Annotated in this window: 15 protein-coding genes and 1 pseudogene; 5 read left to right on the top strand and 11 right to left on the bottom strand. The window is 63.6% G+C overall.

All coding sequences use genetic code 11. The features are described from left to right. Positions 1-30: 30 nt before the first annotated feature. Positions 31-1,065 carry a LacI family DNA-binding transcriptional regulator gene (locus FJ548_RS19120; RefSeq protein WP_181168845.1) on the bottom strand — a complete coding sequence of 345 codons (1,035 nt, stop codon included), beginning with the start codon at positions 1,063-1,065 and terminating at the stop codon, positions 31-33. Positions 1,066-1,221: 156 nt separating this feature from the next. Beyond that, positions 1,222-2,451 carry an MFS transporter gene (locus FJ548_RS19115; protein WP_140766416.1) on the bottom strand — a complete coding sequence of 410 codons (1,230 nt, stop codon included), beginning with the start codon at positions 2,449-2,451 and terminating at the stop codon, positions 1,222-1,224. A gap of 160 nt (positions 2,452-2,611) precedes the next feature. Between FJ548_RS19115 and FJ548_RS19110 the strand changes: the two genes are divergently transcribed. After that, positions 2,612-2,902, top strand: coding sequence for a DUF3175 domain-containing protein (locus FJ548_RS19110; protein ID WP_140609000.1), 291 nt, complete (start codon positions 2,612-2,614; stop codon positions 2,900-2,902). A gap of 14 nt (positions 2,903-2,916) precedes the next feature. Here FJ548_RS19110 and FJ548_RS19105 read toward each other — a convergent pair whose 3' ends face one another. Both FJ548_RS19105 and FJ548_RS19100 read right to left on the bottom strand, forming a co-directional pair. Then, positions 2,917-3,693, bottom strand: a complete 777-nt coding sequence (locus tag FJ548_RS19105) for a FadR/GntR family transcriptional regulator (protein ID WP_140609002.1) — start codon at positions 3,691-3,693, stop codon at positions 2,917-2,919. A 102-nt stretch (positions 3,694-3,795) separates the two neighbouring features. Beyond that, positions 3,796-4,692: an NAD(P)-dependent oxidoreductase gene (locus tag FJ548_RS19100; protein ID WP_140778671.1), complete on the bottom strand. Its 897-nt coding sequence runs from the start codon at positions 4,690-4,692 to the stop codon at positions 3,796-3,798. A gap of 118 nt (positions 4,693-4,810) precedes the next feature. Here FJ548_RS19100 and FJ548_RS19095 point away from each other — a divergent pair, with 118 nt between their 5' ends. Further along, a complete protein-coding gene (locus FJ548_RS19095; RefSeq protein WP_140778670.1) occupies positions 4,811-5,749 on the top strand; it encodes an NAD(P)-dependent oxidoreductase in 939 nt (312 codons plus the stop codon). A gap of 252 nt (positions 5,750-6,001) precedes the next feature. Here the strand turns inward: FJ548_RS19095 and FJ548_RS19085 are convergent, their stop codons facing one another. Continuing rightward, entirely contained in the window at positions 6,002-6,784 is a 783-nt protein-coding gene (locus FJ548_RS19085; RefSeq protein ID WP_140695134.1) for a FadR/GntR family transcriptional regulator, read from the bottom strand. Between the two features lie 189 nt (positions 6,785-6,973). After that, entirely contained in the window at positions 6,974-7,963 is a 990-nt protein-coding gene (locus tag FJ548_RS19080; RefSeq protein WP_140695131.1) for a sugar-binding protein, read from the bottom strand. A gap of 454 nt (positions 7,964-8,417) precedes the next feature. Between FJ548_RS19080 and FJ548_RS19075 the strand changes: the two genes are divergently transcribed. The 3 genes and pseudogenes from FJ548_RS19075 to FJ548_RS19065 form a co-directional block, all read left to right on the top strand. Next, a complete protein-coding gene (locus tag FJ548_RS19075; RefSeq protein WP_140609134.1) occupies positions 8,418-9,161 on the top strand; it encodes an ATP-binding cassette domain-containing protein in 744 nt (247 codons plus the stop codon). Between the two features lie 60 nt (positions 9,162-9,221). Continuing rightward, positions 9,222-10,220 carry an ABC transporter permease gene (locus FJ548_RS19070; RefSeq protein WP_140778669.1) on the top strand — a complete coding sequence of 333 codons (999 nt, stop codon included), beginning with the start codon at positions 9,222-9,224 and terminating at the stop codon, positions 10,218-10,220. A gap of 45 nt (positions 10,221-10,265) precedes the next feature. Continuing rightward, positions 10,266-10,700: pseudogene (locus tag FJ548_RS19065) on the top strand (amidohydrolase family protein); the annotation flags it as partial. A gap of 52 nt (positions 10,701-10,752) precedes the next feature. On the opposite strand, the gene FJ548_RS19060 reads toward FJ548_RS19065, so the two are convergent. The 5 genes from FJ548_RS19060 to FJ548_RS19040 are packed head-to-tail and all read right to left on the bottom strand — an operon-like array spanning position 10,753 to position 15,782. Next, positions 10,753-12,018, bottom strand: a complete 1,266-nt coding sequence (locus tag FJ548_RS19060) for an ABC transporter substrate-binding protein (RefSeq protein WP_140778668.1) — start codon at positions 12,016-12,018, stop codon at positions 10,753-10,755. 24 nt (positions 12,019-12,042) lie between these two features. Beyond that, complete coding sequence (locus tag FJ548_RS19055) at positions 12,043-12,879, bottom strand: carbohydrate ABC transporter permease (protein ID WP_140778667.1); 837 nt, start codon at positions 12,877-12,879, stop codon at positions 12,043-12,045. Continuing rightward, on the bottom strand, positions 12,876-13,799 hold the full coding sequence (locus tag FJ548_RS19050) for a sugar ABC transporter permease (RefSeq protein ID WP_140695123.1): 924 nt from the start codon (positions 13,797-13,799) through the stop codon (positions 12,876-12,878). The genes FJ548_RS19055 and FJ548_RS19050 overlap by 4 nt, the downstream gene beginning before the upstream one ends. Next, positions 13,792-14,949: an ABC transporter ATP-binding protein gene (locus FJ548_RS19045; RefSeq protein ID WP_140778666.1), complete on the bottom strand. Its 1,158-nt coding sequence runs from the start codon at positions 14,947-14,949 to the stop codon at positions 13,792-13,794. Before FJ548_RS19045 ends, FJ548_RS19050 begins: the two co-directional genes overlap by 8 nt. Next, positions 14,946-15,782 (bottom strand): metallophosphoesterase, encoded by an 837-nt coding sequence (locus FJ548_RS19040; protein WP_140778665.1) that lies wholly within the window; start codon positions 15,780-15,782, stop codon positions 14,946-14,948. The genes FJ548_RS19045 and FJ548_RS19040 overlap by 4 nt, the downstream gene beginning before the upstream one ends. Between the last annotated feature and the right edge of the window lie 74 nt (positions 15,783-15,856).

The raw sequence follows: 15,856 nt of genomic DNA, 5'->3' as shown, positions 1-15,856 counted from the left end.
CACCATTCGGGGGCGTTCTCGAAAGCGTATTCAGCGTGCCGTGCTCTCGCGCCGTTTCAGTTCGAAGCCGAGGTCGACGATCCGCTCCTGCGGCCTGTCACCGGCGATCGCCGCCAGCGCCATGGCGACCGCGCGCCTGCCGATTTCATAACGATGGGTGCGGACGCTGGTGATCGAAGGAAAGGCGACCTGCATCATGTCAAGATCATTGAAGCCGACGATGCCGATTGTGTTCGGCACTCCGATCGCGGCGCGGTGGCATTCGAACAGCACCCCGAGTGCGATGTCGTCATTGTTGCAGAAGACGCCGTCGAGCGTCGGCATCTTGGCCAGGGCATCGCGAAACAGTTCGCGGCCAAGCGATACTCTGGACGGCACCGGCGTGGTCGTTACCAGACGCGGATCGAACAGGCCGGCCTTCTCCATCGCCCCGCGGTAGCCGGCCAGACGCCGCTGCGAGCGCGGATCCATGCGCGCGCCGATGAAGCCGATGCGGCGATACCCCACCTCGATCAGATGTTCGGTCGCCGTCCTGCCGCCGTCGAGATGCGAGAAGCCGACCATCATGTCGATCGGATCGGGCCCGGTCTCCATGACCTGCACCACCGGGCAGCCGGCAGTCTCTAACAGCTTTCGCGAGGCTGGCGTCTGGTCGATGCCGGCCACGATCAGCGCCGCGGGCCGCTGGGAGCCGAACACCTGCAGCAGCCGTTCTTCCTCCAGCCCGGAATAATGCGTGTTGCCAAGCTGGATGCGGAACGGGCTGTCCGACAGGCTGTCATAGATGCCGCGCACCACCTCGGCGAAGACATTGTTGGTAAGCGACGGCACCAGCACGCCGAACACCTCGGCGCGGGCCGAAGCAAGCGCCCGCGCATTGGGATCCGGCACATAGCCGAGTTCGTCGACAGCGGCCTGGATCTGGCGGCGCAAATCTTGGCTGACCCGTTCCGGCTCGCGCAGCGCGCGCGACACGGTGATGGCGCCGACGCCGGCCTTGCGCGCGACGTCCGCTATGGTCGGGCGGCCGCCTCCGCGGCGCGAGCGCGGCTTGATCAAGGCCATGGCCCGTGCGCATGGCCGCCGAAGCGCGCCTGCAATACGATCATTCCAGCTGTCGTCATCTCACCGGCCTGCTGCCGCGCCCCTTGGCCTCTGGCGTCGCTCAGCGACTGGCCATTGTCAAGCCGAGGCGATCGAGGGCCACGCCCCTCCCTTGCCTCAGACCGCTACGGCGGTCCTGTGCTTTGCCTTCCAGAGCACCAGCACCATGGCCAGTATGTTGAGCAGATTCCAGGCGATGCCGTTCAGGAATGCGGCGGCGTAGGAGCCGGTCAGGTCGTAAATCCAGCCCGACATCCAACCGCCGATCGCCATGCCGAAGATGGTCGCCATCATGACGATGCCGATGCGCTGGCCGGCTTCCCTGGCGGGCATGTATTCGCGCACGATGATCGCGTAGCAAGGCACGATGCCACCCTGCGACAGGCCGAAGACCAGAGAGACGACATAGAGCGAAGCGAGCCCGTCGAACGGGATGTAGAAGAACAGCGACAGGCACTGCAGCACCGAGCCTATGAGCAGGGTCTTCACACCGCCGATCCGGTCGGCGACAAAGCCCGAGGCAAGCCGGCTGACGACGCCCGCCGCCATCATGATCGACAGCATGTCGGCGCCGTGCGCCACGCCGTAGCCGAGATCCATGCAATAGGCGACGATGTGCACCTGCGGCATCGACATCGCCACGCAGCAGCCCAGGCCGGCGACGACCAGCAGCACCTGCAGCGCCGCGGGCGACAGGGAGATCGGCTGCACCAGCCGGCTTCCTGGCGAACCGGCGGCGGCCACTTCCGGAGCGCCGCGCCGCAGCATCAGCACCAGTGGCACCATGGTCACCAGGCAAACGATACCGATCGCCGCATAGGTGAAACGCCAGCCTTCCGCCTTCATCAGCGTGGGCATGATGGTCGGCCAGATCGTCCCGGCAAGATAGTTGCCGGCCGCGGCCGCGGTCACCGCGACACCGCGCCGACGGTTGAACCAGTGCGAGATGTCGGCAATCAGCGGGCCGAAGATCGCTGACGTACCGACACCGATCAGCACCCCCTGGGCAAGGGTGAATTGCAGGATCGATGTCGACAGCGCCGCGAGCAGGAAGCCGGCGGCGAGCGCGACCGACGAGAGCAGTGCCGGCATCCAGTAGCCCATGCGGTCGATGGCCCGACCGACCAGCACGTTGCCGGCGGCGAAGCCGACCATGGTCGCGGTGTAGGGCATGGATGCCGCGGCGCGGTCGATGCCGAACTCGGCCTGCACGGCGGGCAGCACCACGACAACGGCCCACATGCCGACGCCGCCGATCGTCGCCAGCAGCATCGAGATGGCGAGCCGCATCCAGGCATAGGAGCTGTCGATACCGGGGAGTGGCCGGCTCAAGTCGGTTCGGGTCAAGGCGTTTCCTGTCGGCTGCCGTTGCCGCCACTATCGGCGCATTCTGGGTCTACAGCAGCGCCACGGCGGGCAAATCGGTGGCTCCAGAGCAGGCGGGACGCGGGAACCGACGCCAATCCATGGAGTTTTGCGACCAGCAACCCTGCAAAGGAGCCCCGTCATGACCGCAACCAAGAAGAAATGGTCGGCCGAAGTGACCGAGCACAGCAACGCGATGGATCTCGAGGATCACATCTTCGAATCCGACGATGCCAAGAAGATCGCCGCCTCGCTCAAGCGCTCGGCCGAACACAGTCATCGCCGCAAGGCCGAACCATTCCAGTCCGCCATGTCGATGCTGAATTTCTACATCAACCGCGCCGGCAAGAACCTGCCCGCCGCACGCAGACAAGTGCTCGAGCGCGCCAAGGACGAACTTCGCGTGGCCTTCGGCCGCGAAAAAGAGGATTAGCGGTCAGTTCGGGCTTAGCGTGATTTGATCACGTGGTCGGTGTTGGCGAGCAGTTTCCGCACCGCGGCGCGGGCCGCGTCCGGCCGCTGCAGGCGGATGTTCTTCTCGATCGCCTCATGCAGTTTCTGCGCGTAATTCAGGTCGTCGACCGCCCGAGTCGTATAGGTGAAGAGATGGTCGAAGGCGGATTCGATCAGCACGCCGAGCGGCACCAAAAGGTCGTTGCCGGAGGCCCGCAGAATGGCGAGGTGGAAGCGCGTGTCGGCACGCGTGCGCTCCTGCAGGCTGGCCGCCTCCCCCATCTCGCGGCAGGCCTGGCTGATCTCGGCCATCTGCTCGTCGGTCCGCCGCATGGCGGCGAATGCCGTCGCTTCCGGCTCGATGATATGGCGGAACTCCTGCACGGTTTTCAGGAAAACTTCGCGATCCGGCGAGGTCGCGTACCAGGCGAGCACGTCACGATCGAGCAGGTTCCAGCGCTCCTTGGGCTCGACCCAACTGCCGATCTTGGGGCGTGAGGCAAGCAGGCTTTTGGCCATCAGCATCTTGATCGCCTCGCGCACCGCCGAGCGGCTGACGCTGAAAGTCTCCGACCACTTCGCCTCGTTGGGCAGGATGGTGCCGGGCGGATAGTCGCCGCGCACGATCCTCAGGCCAATTTCGCTCGCCAGCGACGTGTGCACGCTGGCGCCAGGAATCCGCGCTGCGTCGGGCCGGCGAACACCGGAGGACCGTTCGGCGGCTGTCGGCTTTTTCGGCGATTTTTCCTTGTTCGGCTTTGCGTCCCGCATACACTTCAGAAAGGCCGGTTTGCGGAAGCTGTCAAGCACCCGCGGGCGGTTGGGCCGCAAAGCCCGCCGCTATGCACAACCCAGCCCGGTTTGCTCGTTCGCTCAGGCCGTTTTCACATATTTGCGCCAGCTGTGCTCCGGGCGGAAGCCGAGCATGTCGCGGGCCTTGCGGTTCGAGAGCAGCGTCTCGTATTCGCCAAGCTCGCCCTTGACCGGCACGCTGGGATAAAAGCGCTTCAGCAGCTCCGCCGTCGGCAAGTCCGACGAGGTGTCGTCATTGGCGGCGTTGAACACCTGGTAGCCGAGCCCATCCTTCTCGATGGCGCGCAGCGTGATCTGGCCAAGGTCGCGCGCATCGATATAGCTCCAGGCAATGCGCTTGCGGAAACCCGGATCGGCGAACCATTTCGGGAACAACTGGTATTCGTGCGGTTCGATGACATTGCCGATGCGCAAGGCATAGATATCGCTGCCGCTGCGCAGCGCGAAGGCACGCGCCGTCTTCTCATTGACGATCTTGGATAGCGCGTAGCTGTCCATCGGGTCGACGTCATACTCCTCGTCGAGCGGGAAATGCGTTGGATTGCGCGGCTCGTTGGCGAAAACCAGCCCGTAGGTCGTCTCTGAAGAGGCGATGATGACCTTGCGGATGCCAAGCTTCACCGCGGCCTCGATGACGTTATAGGTGCCCATCGCGTTGATGCGGAACACCTCATTGTCGGGCGTGATCATGATGCGCGGGATGGCGGCGAAATGCACCACGGCATCGACCGGCTGGGGACGCAGCGACGGATCGAATTCATGCAGGCCCATATAGCTCGACAGCGCATTGAATACCTGCCCGCTGTCGGTGATGTCGGTGATCAGTGTGCGGACCTTGGGATTGTCGAGCGGCCTGGTGTCGATGTTGAGCACCTGGCAGCCCTGCTCGACAAGATATTGCACGACATGGCGTCCAGCCTTGCCGCTGCCGCCGGTGAACATGATGCGCTTCGTCATTCTGGTCTCCATCACAGGCTCTGGAATTCCCGTCTATTGTCAGACAATATTGCATTTCGCAACCACTGAAGGCTAAAACGACAGCGCAATTATCGATAATCCCAACAGGACGGATGACATGAACACCACCGCCGCGCGCGAAAAGATCGGCTTCATCGGCCTTGGCCTGATGGGACACGGCATCGCCAAGAACATCGTCGACAAGGGCTATCCCCTGACATTCCTTGGCCGCAAGAACCGCAAGCCGGCGGAAGACCTTTTGGGCCGAGGTGCCGAGGAAGCGTCGACGTCGCGCGACGTAGCAGCGGCATCCGATATCGTGTTCATCTGCGTCACCGGTTCGCGCGAAGTGGAAGCCATCATCCGCGGCCCCGGCGGCCTCAAGGAAGGCTTGACGAAAGGCTCGGTCCTCGTTGATTGCTCGACCTCGGACCCGGTCTCCACCGTGGCCCTTGCGGCCGAACTCAAGGCGCTTGATATCGACTATGTCGACGCGCCGTTGAGCCGCACGCCGAAGGAAGCCTGGGAAGGCACGCTCGATGCCATGGTCGGCGCGCCCGACGCCGTCTTCGCCAGGGTGCAGCCGGTGATCGAAACCTGGGCTGGCCGCATCGTCCATATCGGCGACACCGGCGATGGCCATCGCATGAAGCTGCTCAACAATTTCATCTCGCTCGGCTACGCCGCCATCTATTCCGAGGCCTTGGCACTGGCCGAGAAGGTCGGTATCTCGCCGCCGCGCTTCGACAGCGTCATCCGCAACGGCCGCATGGACTGCCCCTTCTACCAGACCTTCATGCGCTGGACGCTGGAGGGCGACCGCGACGCCCATAGATTCACCGTCGCCAACGCCTTCAAGGACCTGACCTATCTGGAGTCCATGGCGGGTGCGGCCGGCATCGCCAACCCGCTCGGCAACGCCACCAAGAATTCCTTCGCCGGCGCCCACGCCACAGGTCCGGCCGAGCAGTTCGTGCCGATGCTGGCGACCCATATCGGCAAGGTCAACGGCGTCGACCTGATGCCGACGAAGGATGGCAAGAAACAGACGATTTGAGAGCCTGGACGCTGACACTTCTAACAAAGGCTGCGCTGCCCCTCATTGTCCTGCCGGACATTTCTCCCCGTATAGTGACGGGGAGAAAGACGCCGTCATCTGCGATTTCGCCAATCGTCGGCGTTTTGAAAAAAGCGCAGAGGGTGCGATTGGCCCCCTTCTCCCCGTCGCTTTACGGGGAGAAGGTGCCGGCAGGCGGATGAGGGGCAGCGCCAACCTATGTCGTGAGCCACCTCCACCACCTGCCTTGGGTCACCGCCGCCCTCTTCCAATCCTCTCATCGGTGTCGGCGAGCAGCTTGTGCACGGCATTGCGGGCCGCCGCCGGACGCTGCAGGCGGATGTTCTTCTCGATGGCCTCGTGCAGCTTCTGCGCCCGCCACTGGTCGCCGACCTGCCGCGTCGTGAAGACGAAGAGATGGTCGAGCGCGGATTCGATCAGCACGCCGAGCGGCACCAGAAGGTCGTTGCCGGAGGCCCGCAGGATGGCGAGGTGAAAGCGTGTGTCGGCGCGGATGCGCTCCGGCAGGCTCGACGCCTCGCCCATCTCGCGGCAGGCCAGGCTGATCTCGGCCATCTGCTCGTCGCTGCGCCGCATGGCCGCAAAGGCGGACGCTTCCGGCTCGATGATGTGGCGAAACTCCTGCACGGTGCGCAGGAACGCTTCGCGATCGGGCGCCGTGGCGTACCAGGCAAGCACGTCGCGGTCGAGCAGGTTCCAGCGTTCCCTCGGTTCGACCCAGCTGCCGATCTTCGGCCTTGATGCCAAAAGGCTCTTGGCCATCAGCATCTTGATCGCCTCGCGCACCGCCGAGCGGCTGACATTGAAGGTCTCGGCCCATCTGGCCTCGTTGGGCAGGATGCTGCCGGGCGGATAGTCGCCGCGCACGATCCGGAGACCAATCTCGCTGGCGAGCGAAGCATGAACACTGAACCCGGGAAAGTGCGCCGCATCCGCCCTGCGCACGGCAAGCTGGTCGCGACCCGCTGGCGCCTTGGCCCGGCTGGCTTTTCCCTTCGCCTTCTCGTGCGGCATCCACGTTCCAATAGTCGGCCGGCTGTCGTCCGGATTGATCCGAACCTACGCAGGCGCGCCGATCCTGTAGCCGAAAATCCAAATTGTGGACGCGTCGAAGCCGGAGCCAGAGGCTCCAAACCACAGCGTCTTCTTGAAGACTTCGATAGAATGGGGGCGCTCGCTGCCGAGCACCCCCGGAGTCGAAACCTACCTCTGGATGCAGGTGTCGACTGTGTCCTTGGTGCATTCGTCGAGGCCGGTGAACACCGGATCCGCGACCTTGGTGCCCTTGATGAGATCGATCATCACCGACGGGGCCTTGTAGCCCATCTCGAACGGCCGCTGGCCGACCAGCGCGGTGACAAGGCCGTCCCTGGCGATCGCCACCTCGTCGCCGATCGTGTCGGCGGCGCCTATGACGAAGTCGTTCTTGGCGATCCGGTCCTTCAACGGCCCGAACAGGTCGCGGTAGGGCTGCGGCGCCCCAAACAGCGGCCAGCCACCCATGATGCCGAATGCGTCGAGCTTGGGATTGGCGGCAAGGATATCGGTCATCGCCTGCACGCCCTTGGCGCCGTCGTCATTGGTGAATACCGGGCAACCCGCCACTTCGGTCCAGCCACCCTCACCTGCCAAAGCCGCAAGTCCTTCCTTGCCGGACAGCGCGTCGCGCATGCCTTGCGCGCGGCGCAGGATGTTGTCGGCAGCCGGATTGCCCTCGATGGTGCAGATCGTGCCGCCCTTCGGCTTGGCCTTCTTGATGTATTCGCCGATCTTCTTGCCCATCAGATAATTGTCGGTGCCGAGATAGGTCTTGCGAAGGGCAGCGTCCTCCTTGGTCAGGTCGGCGTCGACGGTCATGATCGGGATCGTCGGGTTGGCGCTCTTGATCGTCTGCGCGATCAGCGGCGCGTTGGACGGCGAAATCGCCATCGCCGCTGTATCGGGCTTGCTCAGCATGTCCTGCACGATCTGCGCCTCGCCTGCCTCATCCGAAGTCGACGCCGGACCGGTGTAGAAGCATTCATATTCTGCGCTGGCGTTTTCCTTGTTCCATTTCTCGCAGCCCTGATGGATGGCCTCGAAGAACGGATTGTCGAGACCTTTCACCACGATGACGACCTGCTTCTTGGCCAGAGCCGGCCCGGCGCCCAGCGCCATGGCGGCGACGGCGGCGAGCAAAACTGTTTTCCTCATGTCAGTCCTCCCTTGGAAACAGACGGACACGGCGTGCCCGCCACACGAACCAGCCCGGATACGAGATGACAAAGGCGCGAGCGCTCGTGCCACCAAGCCAGGCCGATAAGCATTTTCAGATGCGAGCGGACCGGCAATCGCCAGCACGATCGATAATCTTCAGCCGCTCCCGCCGGCAATGATGGCGTCAGGGAGACGGCATGTCTTCCTCCGGCGCCAAGCTAATAACGGCGAAGCGTCAACGTCAATTGCAATTTGTCCTACAAAACGGATTTTTCAAAACAGCATCGCACTATTCATCTGACAATTGCCGGTTCCTATTCATCCGACAATTGACGCCCGCGCGGCCATTTGCGTAAATGACGGCATCGCTGCTTCCGGGAGGAGCTGGAGGAAAGCGAAAAAGGCTGCGCCGGCCATGGGCATGCGGCAAGGCACGGGGAGGCAAAGGCTGGTGGCGGTTCTCGAACTCACCAACATCTCGAAGCATTTCGGCGCCATCCAGGCGGTCAATGACGTGTCGCTGTCGATCGAGCCCGGACAGGTCGTCGGCCTGATGGGCGACAACGGCGCCGGCAAGTCGACGCTGGTCAAGATGATCGCCGGCAATTTCCGGCCGAGCCACGGCGTCATGCGCATGGACGACAGGGAACTGATCCTGCACAAGCCGGCGGAAGCCCGCCAGCACGGCATCGAGATCGTCCACCAGGACCTCGCGCTGTGCAACAATCTGACGGCCGCCGCCAATGTGTATCTCGGCCGCGAGCTGCGGCGCGGCGTCGGTCCGTTCCGCATCCTCGACTATGCCGCCATGTACAAGCGCGCCGGCCAGCTCTTCGCCGAACTGAAGTCGGAGACGCGGCCGCGTGACCTGGTCAAGCAGATGTCGGGCGGCCAGCGCCAGGCGGTGGCGATCGCGCGCACCATGCTGTCGCAGGCCAAGATCGTGCTGATGGACGAGCCGACGGCGGCGATCTCGGTCAGGCAGGTCGCCGAAGTGCTGAACCTGATCCGCCATCTGCGCGATCAGGGCATTGCCGTTGTGCTGATCAGTCACCGCATGCCCGATGTCTTCGATGTCGCCGACCGTGTCATCGTCATGCGGCGCGGCCGCAAGGTCGCTGACAAGACGATCGCGTCCAGTTCGCCCGAGGAAGTCACCGGGCTGATCACCGGCGCCATCGAGCAGGTGGCATGATGGCGAAAAACCGCATTTCGCCACGCCGGCACGCATCGGCGCTGGCAGGAAAGAACGATAATGGCAGTCACCCTTGACCAGACGATAGCGCAGAAGCAGCACACTTTCCTGTCGCGTCTGTTCTCCAGCCAGACCTTCTGGGTGGTCATTGCCGTTATCCTGGCCTGCGTCTTCCTGTCGTTCGCCACCGACGCCTTCGCCACCTCGAAGAACCTCTACAACATCACCCGCAACATCACCTTCGTCGCCATTGTCGCGCTCGGCATGACCTTCGTCATCATCACCGGCGGCATCGACCTGTCGGTCGGGTCCGTGCTGTGCCTGTGTTCGATGGTGCTGGCCGTGACCATGCACGCCGGCTATTCGATCGAGGTCGGCATCCTGGCCTCGATCGCCACTGCCCTTGCCATCGGTGCCTTCAATGGCGTTCTGATCGCCTATCTCGGCTTCCCACCCTTCGTGGTCACGCTCGGCATGCTGTCCATTGCCCGCAGCCTGGCCATGGTCGCCTCCAACAACACGGTCGTCTTCCAGTTCGGCCCGGACCACAACAAGCTCCTGGCGCTCGGCGGCGGCGCCTGGATGTTCGGCATCGCCAATCCGGTGCTCTATATGATCCTCCTGGCGCTGATCACCGGCTTCATCCTGCGCTGGACCAAGTTCGGCCGGCATATCTTCGCCATTGGCGGCAACGAGCACGCGGCGACGCTGACCGGCGTCCCGGTGAAGCAGATCAAGGTCGCCGTCTATATGATCTCGGCGCTGTCGGCCGGCATTGCCGGTATCATCCAGACCGGGTGGCTGGGCGCCGTCACCACCAATCTCGGCACCGGCATGGAGCTGCAGGTGATCGCCGCCACCGTCATCGGAGGCGCCAACCTGGCCGGCGGCGTCGGCACCGCCTTCGGCGCCATTGTCGGCGCGGCGCTTATCGAGGTGATCCGCAACAGCCTTGGCCTGCTCGGTATCAACGCCTTCTGGCAAGGCACCTTCATCGGCGGCGCCATCCTGCTGGCGGTGCTGTTCGACCGCATCCGCAATTTCAGGCGCAGCGACTGAGAGCGCGTCGAAGCCTTATTCGTTCTGGTGCCTGTCGCTCAGTCTGGCCTGTCCTTCGACCTGCAGCTTTTCCCTGCTCAGATGAAGGACGGGCTGACATTGGTTGGGGAAAATCTCGAAACCAATTTCATCCTCATCCATGCCGGTATGCTGACCGGCATGGACAAGGAAACCACCGAGGCCTGGAAAGGCGGCCTGCGCACGTTGTCGGCGGCACCCAATCTCTACGCGAAGCTCTCAGGTCTTGGCACGTTCGTCCACCGCAAGGACCCCGCCTTGATCGCTTATACCGTCGACAACGCCATCGACATTCTGGGCTCGGACCATCTGATGTTCGGCTCGAACTTTCCGATCGAGAAGCTTTGGACCAGTCACGCCGAGCTGATCAAGGCGCACCGCGATGCGGTGGCGAAACATGGGCCGACGGCACAAGCTGATATCTTCTGGAACACGGCGGAGCGAGTTTACAAGCCTGTGTGAGCGCCGGACCTCGCCTTCTCCCGTGGGAGAAGGCAAAAGCCTGTGGCGATCCTTACTGCGTCGGCAGCATGCCTTCGACGTCGCCCGCCGCGTCGGCGAGCGCGTCCTTGGGCGACGCCGACTGGTCGACGATCCGCGACAAATTGTCGACGATCGTCTGTGTGACCTTCACACCGTTGGTGCCGGGGAAGGCGTACCACGGAACCATCAGCGGCATCTGGCTGAGCCCGGCCTGGAAGAGCGGGTTCTTCTTGTAGAAATCGCCGAGATAGTCGGAGGATTTCGCCGCAAGCTCGTTGTTGGGGACGTAGCCCGTGCCCGGCACGACGACCGAGGCGCCATAGGGACCGGCGGCGAATTTGGCGAACTTCCAGGCGGCGTCCTGCTTGGCCGTATCCTTGGTCAGGATGACCACGGCATTGCCGCCGGTCGGCAGACGGCCATTGACCGGATCGATCAGCGGAATCTTGGCGGTCCGCAACGTGAACTTGTCGCCGACATTCTTGATCGTGTTGACAAGGGCGCCGGTGGTCTGGAACTCGAAGCCGACCTTGCCGGCCGCGAAAGCCTGTTCGCCAGCCGGCTTGGTGAAGACCGGCATGCCGCCCTCCTTCACCATCCGCTCGAGGATCTCCACCGCCTTCTCGCCTTCCGGCCCGTTGAAGGCGACCTTGCTTCCGTCGTCGTTCAGCATCTTGCCGCCGGCGCCGAACAGCAGCGCCGAGAACATCCAGTCATCGCTCTGCCAGCGGAAATCGATGCCGTCGACGCCGTTGCCGAGCGCCTTGATCTTGCCGCCGAGCGCGATCACCTCGTCCCAGGTCTTTGGCGGATTGTCCGGATCGCCGCCGGCCGCCTTCACCAGGTCGGCATTGTAATACATGATCGGATTTGAGGTGGCGAAGGCGAGGCCAACCTGCTTGCCGTTGACCTGGGCCAGCTTCAGGATCGTGTCGGAGAAGCCGAGCTCCGCCATGTTGCCTTCCTTCTTGACCATCGGGCCGAGATCGACGGCGACGTTGCGCTCGTTGAGCATGCGCAGGCGGTTGAGGCCGATGAAGGTGATGTCGGGCATTTCGTCGGTGCCGGCCTGGCGAAGAATGGTCTGGATACCCTCCTCATAGGTCGCCGACGGGCTGGCGAACTGGATCTTGATGTCGGGATTTTCTTCCATGAACTTCTTCGAGATCGTGTCCATCACGTTCTTGAAGAAGCCTGGCATCGGATAGTGAACCGTCAGCGTCGTTTCGGCATAGGCCGGAAGGGCCGCCGCCAGCGACAGCGCCGTTGCGGCAAAGATCCTTGAGAAATGCTTCATTGCTCGTGCTCCTTGTTGGTCCGGTCAGCCTTTGAGACCGGTCATGGTGATCCCTTCGACGAACCGCTTCTGCGCGAGCAGGAAGGCGGCGACGAGAGGAAGGGTGATGATCAGCGTGGCTGCCATCAGCGCGCCATAGTCGTCGCCGGCCTCGGCGGCCCGGAAATACATCAGGCCGAGCGGCGGCGTGGCGTAGGCCTGCTTGCTGACGACGATCAGCGGCCAGTAGAGATCGTTCCAGTGCGCAACGACGGAAAAGATCGCGAATGCGGTGACGGCCGGCCATGCATTGGGCACGATGACGCGCGCGACGATGCCGAGCTCGGACATTCCGTCGAGCCGTGCCGCGTGCAGCAGGTCGTCGGGCATGGCGCGGAAGAACTGCAGGAACATGAAGATCGCGAACACCGATATGGTGAACGGCGCCACCAGCGCGGTGTAGCTGTTGAGCAGGGACAGCCTGTCGAAGGCGACATAAAGCGGCAGCGCCGTCGCATGGATCGGCACCAGCAGGCCGAGCATGACCAGCACCATCATCAGCCGCGCGGCCCGGAACTTCAGCTTGGCCATGGCGTAGGCGCAAGGGATCGCGACCGCGACCTGGAAGAAGAAGATCAGGCCGCACACCACCACGCCGTTCCACAAAAGCGTTGCCATGGGCACCTTGTTGAGCGCCTTGGCGAAATTCTCGGCGAAGTAGAAATGCTGGGGGATGAGCGACAGCGACGACGTGAAGATGTCGCTCTGCGTCTTGCCCGCCGTCGAGATCATGAAGATGTAGGGCGCGAGGATCATCAGCGCGCCAAGCGAAAGCAGCGCGAAGCGGATGATGCGGCCTGCGGGGATGGCGGTGCTTGTCATGTGTAGTGCACCCGCCGGTCGAGCACGCGGTATTGCAGAAGCATCAGCACGACCAGGATCGCCAGGAAGACGACGGTCATCGCCGAGGCGTAGCCGACGCGCAGATAGACGAAACCCTCCTGGTAGATGGTGAAGAGCAGCACTTCGGAGGCCTTGTTGGGGCCGCCATCGGTCAGCATCTTCACCGTTTCGAAAACCTTCACCGCATTGGTGATGCTGATGGTGACGACGAACAGCGTCGTCGGTCCGAGCATCGGCCAGGTGACCAGGAAGAACCGGTCGAGCGCCGATCTCGCGCCGTCGACGTGAGCAGCGGCGTAGAGCTCGCGCGGGATCGCCGTCAGGCCGGCCAGGAACAGCACCATGTTGAAGCCGACCGACTGCCAGATTCCGATGATCGACAGGCTGTAGAGGACGGTATTCGACGCGCCGAGCCAGTTCGGGCCGGGAATGCCGGCCAGCGAAAGCAGCGCGTTGAGCGGCCCGATCGTCGGGTGGAAGATATATTGCCAGACAGTCGCCATGGCGACGATCAGGGAGGCGACGGGCAGGAAGTAAACGGTGCGGAAGAAGCCGCGCGCGCGCCCCTCGCCTTCGATCAGCAGCGCGACGCCCAGGCCAAGCACGATCGAGACCGGCGCGACGAGCGCCGTATAGACCGATGTGTTCCACAGCGATCGACGAAAGGTGCGGTCGCCCAGCAGATGTGCGTAATTCTCGAAGCCGACCAGGCGAAACTTGCCATAGCCGAGCTCGAAATCGGTGAAGCCGAGGAAGATGACGGCGGCCACGGGCAAGAGCACGAACAACAGCAACAGCACGATGGCCGGCAATGCCAGCAGCCAGGCGGTCCGGTCTTCGCTGCGCTGCCGAAGCGCGGCGGCACTCGGGACCCTGCCCGCCACCGCAACGCTAGACATAGGCCGGCTCCTGCCGCGCGCCCGTCGTGCCGGCGATGCGCAGGCGCCTTCCCTCCGGTCCAAAGACCATGGCCTGTTCGATGGACACAAGGACGCCCACCGGCATTCCCGCGATCAGTTCCCTCGCCTCGTGCGGCACGAGCTTGGCGATGACGGTCTCGCCGGAGGCGTCGAGCCGGCAATGGGCAATGACTTCCGACCCGAGGAATTCGAGACGCTCGATCCGCCCGGCAATGCCGCTCCGCCCGTTCGGTGACAGCTTCACGAATTCGGGCCGGATGCCGAGGCTGACCGGGCCGGTCGCCACCTTCTCCAGCAGGGCCAGCCGGATGCCCTCGAAGCCGACGCGGCCGCTTTCGGCCTGCGCCTGGACGATGTTGATCCTCGGCTGGCCGACGAAACGCGCGACCTCGATATGGGCGGGATCGTTGTATATCACATCGGGCGCGGCCAGCTGCAGCAGATTGCCGCCGATCATCACCGCCACACGGTCGGCCATCGAAAGTGCCTCGGCCTGGTCGTGCGTCACATAGAGCGTCGGCACGCCGGCGCGGCGGTGCAGTTCGACGATCTCGCCGCGCGCATGGACGCGCAGATTCGCGTCGAGGTTGGAAAGCGGCTCGTCCATCAGGAAGATGCTGGGCTGCCGCACCATGGCGCGCGCCAGCGCCACGCGCTGCCGCTGGCCACCCGACATCTGCCCCGGCTTGCGGTCGAGCAGATGATCGATCTTCAAGACAGTCGCCATTTCGCGCACGTCGCGTGAAATACCGGCGCGAATATCCTTCTGGCCAGGCAGCAATGAGCCGATCACCGGCAAGCGCTGGCCCCCGCTCAGCCGCTTCATGGCCAAGGGAACCGCGATGTTCTGGCCGGCGGTGAGATGCGGATAGAGCGCGTAGGACTGGAACACCATGGCGATGTTGCGGTCGGCCGCGGCGACCGGAGACATGTCCTTGCCGCCGACGACGATTTCGCCACTGTCGGCATGGTCGAGCCCTGCCAGGATACGCAGCAAGGTGCTCTTGCCGCAACCCGAAGGACCGACGAGAGCGATGAACTCGCCGGGTTCCACATCGAGGCTGATTCCATTCAGGATGGCGTTGCCGCCAAACGACTTTTTCAGGCCGCGAAGCGAGAGCGCGCTCATGATACGACCTTCTTGCGAACCTTGTGCGCCTCGTGCGGATAGACCTCCTCGACCACATCGTCGAGGACGTGAATGGTCATGCCTGGAATAGCGACGATCTCGCTGGAGACCGTGTCGCCGAAATCATGCATGACGGCGCCGAGCAGCCGCTCGCCCGGCATATCGCGTTCCATGTCGCCGACGACGAAGGCCGCCGACGGGCCCCACACCAGTGACGTGTTATCGTATTTGCCTTGCCACGCCCGGTGCAGGTGACCGCTTGCAAACAGCGCGACATCGTGAGCGGCGATCAGATCGTAGAGGCGTTGGCGGTGTGCCGGGCGGACGCTCCAGTAGCCGGTATCGCCCTCACCCGGTTCGTCGATAAAGAGCGGCTTGTGGGCGAAGAGCGCGACGCGCCGGCCGCCGCGGCTTTCCAGTATGGTCCGCAGCCATTCGAACTGCGCCTCTTCCTCGGCGTCGTCGAAACCCATCAGCAGGCTGTCGATCCCGACGAGCCGCCAGCTTCCGGCGTCCTCCATCCAGTAGTCGGGGCCGACCAGCCGGCGCCAGCGATCGAGCCGCCCGGCATTGACCGGCTGCAGCGATCCGGGCAGATGGCCAACATCGTGATTGCCGGGCACGATCAGCATCGGCTTCGCGATTTCCTGCATCAGATCCATGCAGAAGGCGATGTCATCGTCCCTGTCGGCGCCGTCGACACTGAGGTCGCCCGTGTGGATGACAAGGTCGGCGCCGCTCTGCTCGATCCAGGCCACCAGCGGCTGCCAATTGCCATTGAAGTGTGGCTTGGTCGGGCTGAAATGGGTGTCGGTGATCTGAACGATTTTCATGACGGCTCCACTGCGGGGCCGACGCTGGAGAACCCCAGGCGACCACTTCGCGTGAGGCTTCCATAGTGCCGTTA

The sequence above is a fragment of the Mesorhizobium sp. B2-4-17 genome, assembly GCF_006441275.1.
GTDB lineage: Bacteria > Pseudomonadota > Alphaproteobacteria > Rhizobiales > Rhizobiaceae > Mesorhizobium.
Note: the sequence above shows the minus strand (reverse complement) of the source record. Positions and strands in the feature narration are given on the sequence as shown.

What these genes read in the sequence shown, in the direction of transcription:
- FJ548_RS19085 (WP_140695134.1), bottom strand. Translation starts at nt 6,784, where the DNA reads ATGCCGCACGAGAAGGCGAAGGGAAAAGCCAGCCGGGCCAAGGCGCCA.
- FJ548_RS19110 (WP_140609000.1), top strand. Translation starts at nt 2,612, where the DNA reads ATGACCGCAACCAAGAAGAAATGGTCGGCCGAAGTGACCGAGCACAGC.
- FJ548_RS19050 (WP_140695123.1), bottom strand. Translation starts at nt 13,799, where the DNA reads ATGTCTAGCGTTGCGGTGGCGGGCAGGGTCCCGAGTGCCGCCGCGCTT.
- FJ548_RS19105 (WP_140609002.1), bottom strand. Translation starts at nt 3,693, where the DNA reads ATGCGGGACGCAAAGCCGAACAAGGAAAAATCGCCGAAAAAGCCGACA.
- FJ548_RS19055 (WP_140778667.1), bottom strand. Translation starts at nt 12,879, where the DNA reads ATGACAAGCACCGCCATCCCCGCAGGCCGCATCATCCGCTTCGCGCTG.
- FJ548_RS19095 (WP_140778670.1), top strand. Translation starts at nt 4,811, where the DNA reads ATGAACACCACCGCCGCGCGCGAAAAGATCGGCTTCATCGGCCTTGGC.
- FJ548_RS19120 (WP_181168845.1), bottom strand. Translation starts at nt 1,065, where the DNA reads ATGGCCTTGATCAAGCCGCGCTCGCGCCGCGGAGGCGGCCGCCCGACC.
- FJ548_RS19080 (WP_140695131.1), bottom strand. Translation starts at nt 7,963, where the DNA reads ATGAGGAAAACAGTTTTGCTCGCCGCCGTCGCCGCCATGGCGCTGGGC.
- FJ548_RS19040 (WP_140778665.1), bottom strand. Translation starts at nt 15,782, where the DNA reads ATGAAAATCGTTCAGATCACCGACACCCATTTCAGCCCGACCAAGCCA.
- FJ548_RS19070 (WP_140778669.1), top strand. Translation starts at nt 9,222, where the DNA reads ATGGCAGTCACCCTTGACCAGACGATAGCGCAGAAGCAGCACACTTTC.
- FJ548_RS19060 (WP_140778668.1), bottom strand. Translation starts at nt 12,018, where the DNA reads ATGAAGCATTTCTCAAGGATCTTTGCCGCAACGGCGCTGTCGCTGGCG.
- FJ548_RS19045 (WP_140778666.1), bottom strand. Translation starts at nt 14,949, where the DNA reads ATGAGCGCGCTCTCGCTTCGCGGCCTGAAAAAGTCGTTTGGCGGCAAC.
- FJ548_RS19100 (WP_140778671.1), bottom strand. Translation starts at nt 4,692, where the DNA reads ATGACGAAGCGCATCATGTTCACCGGCGGCAGCGGCAAGGCTGGACGC.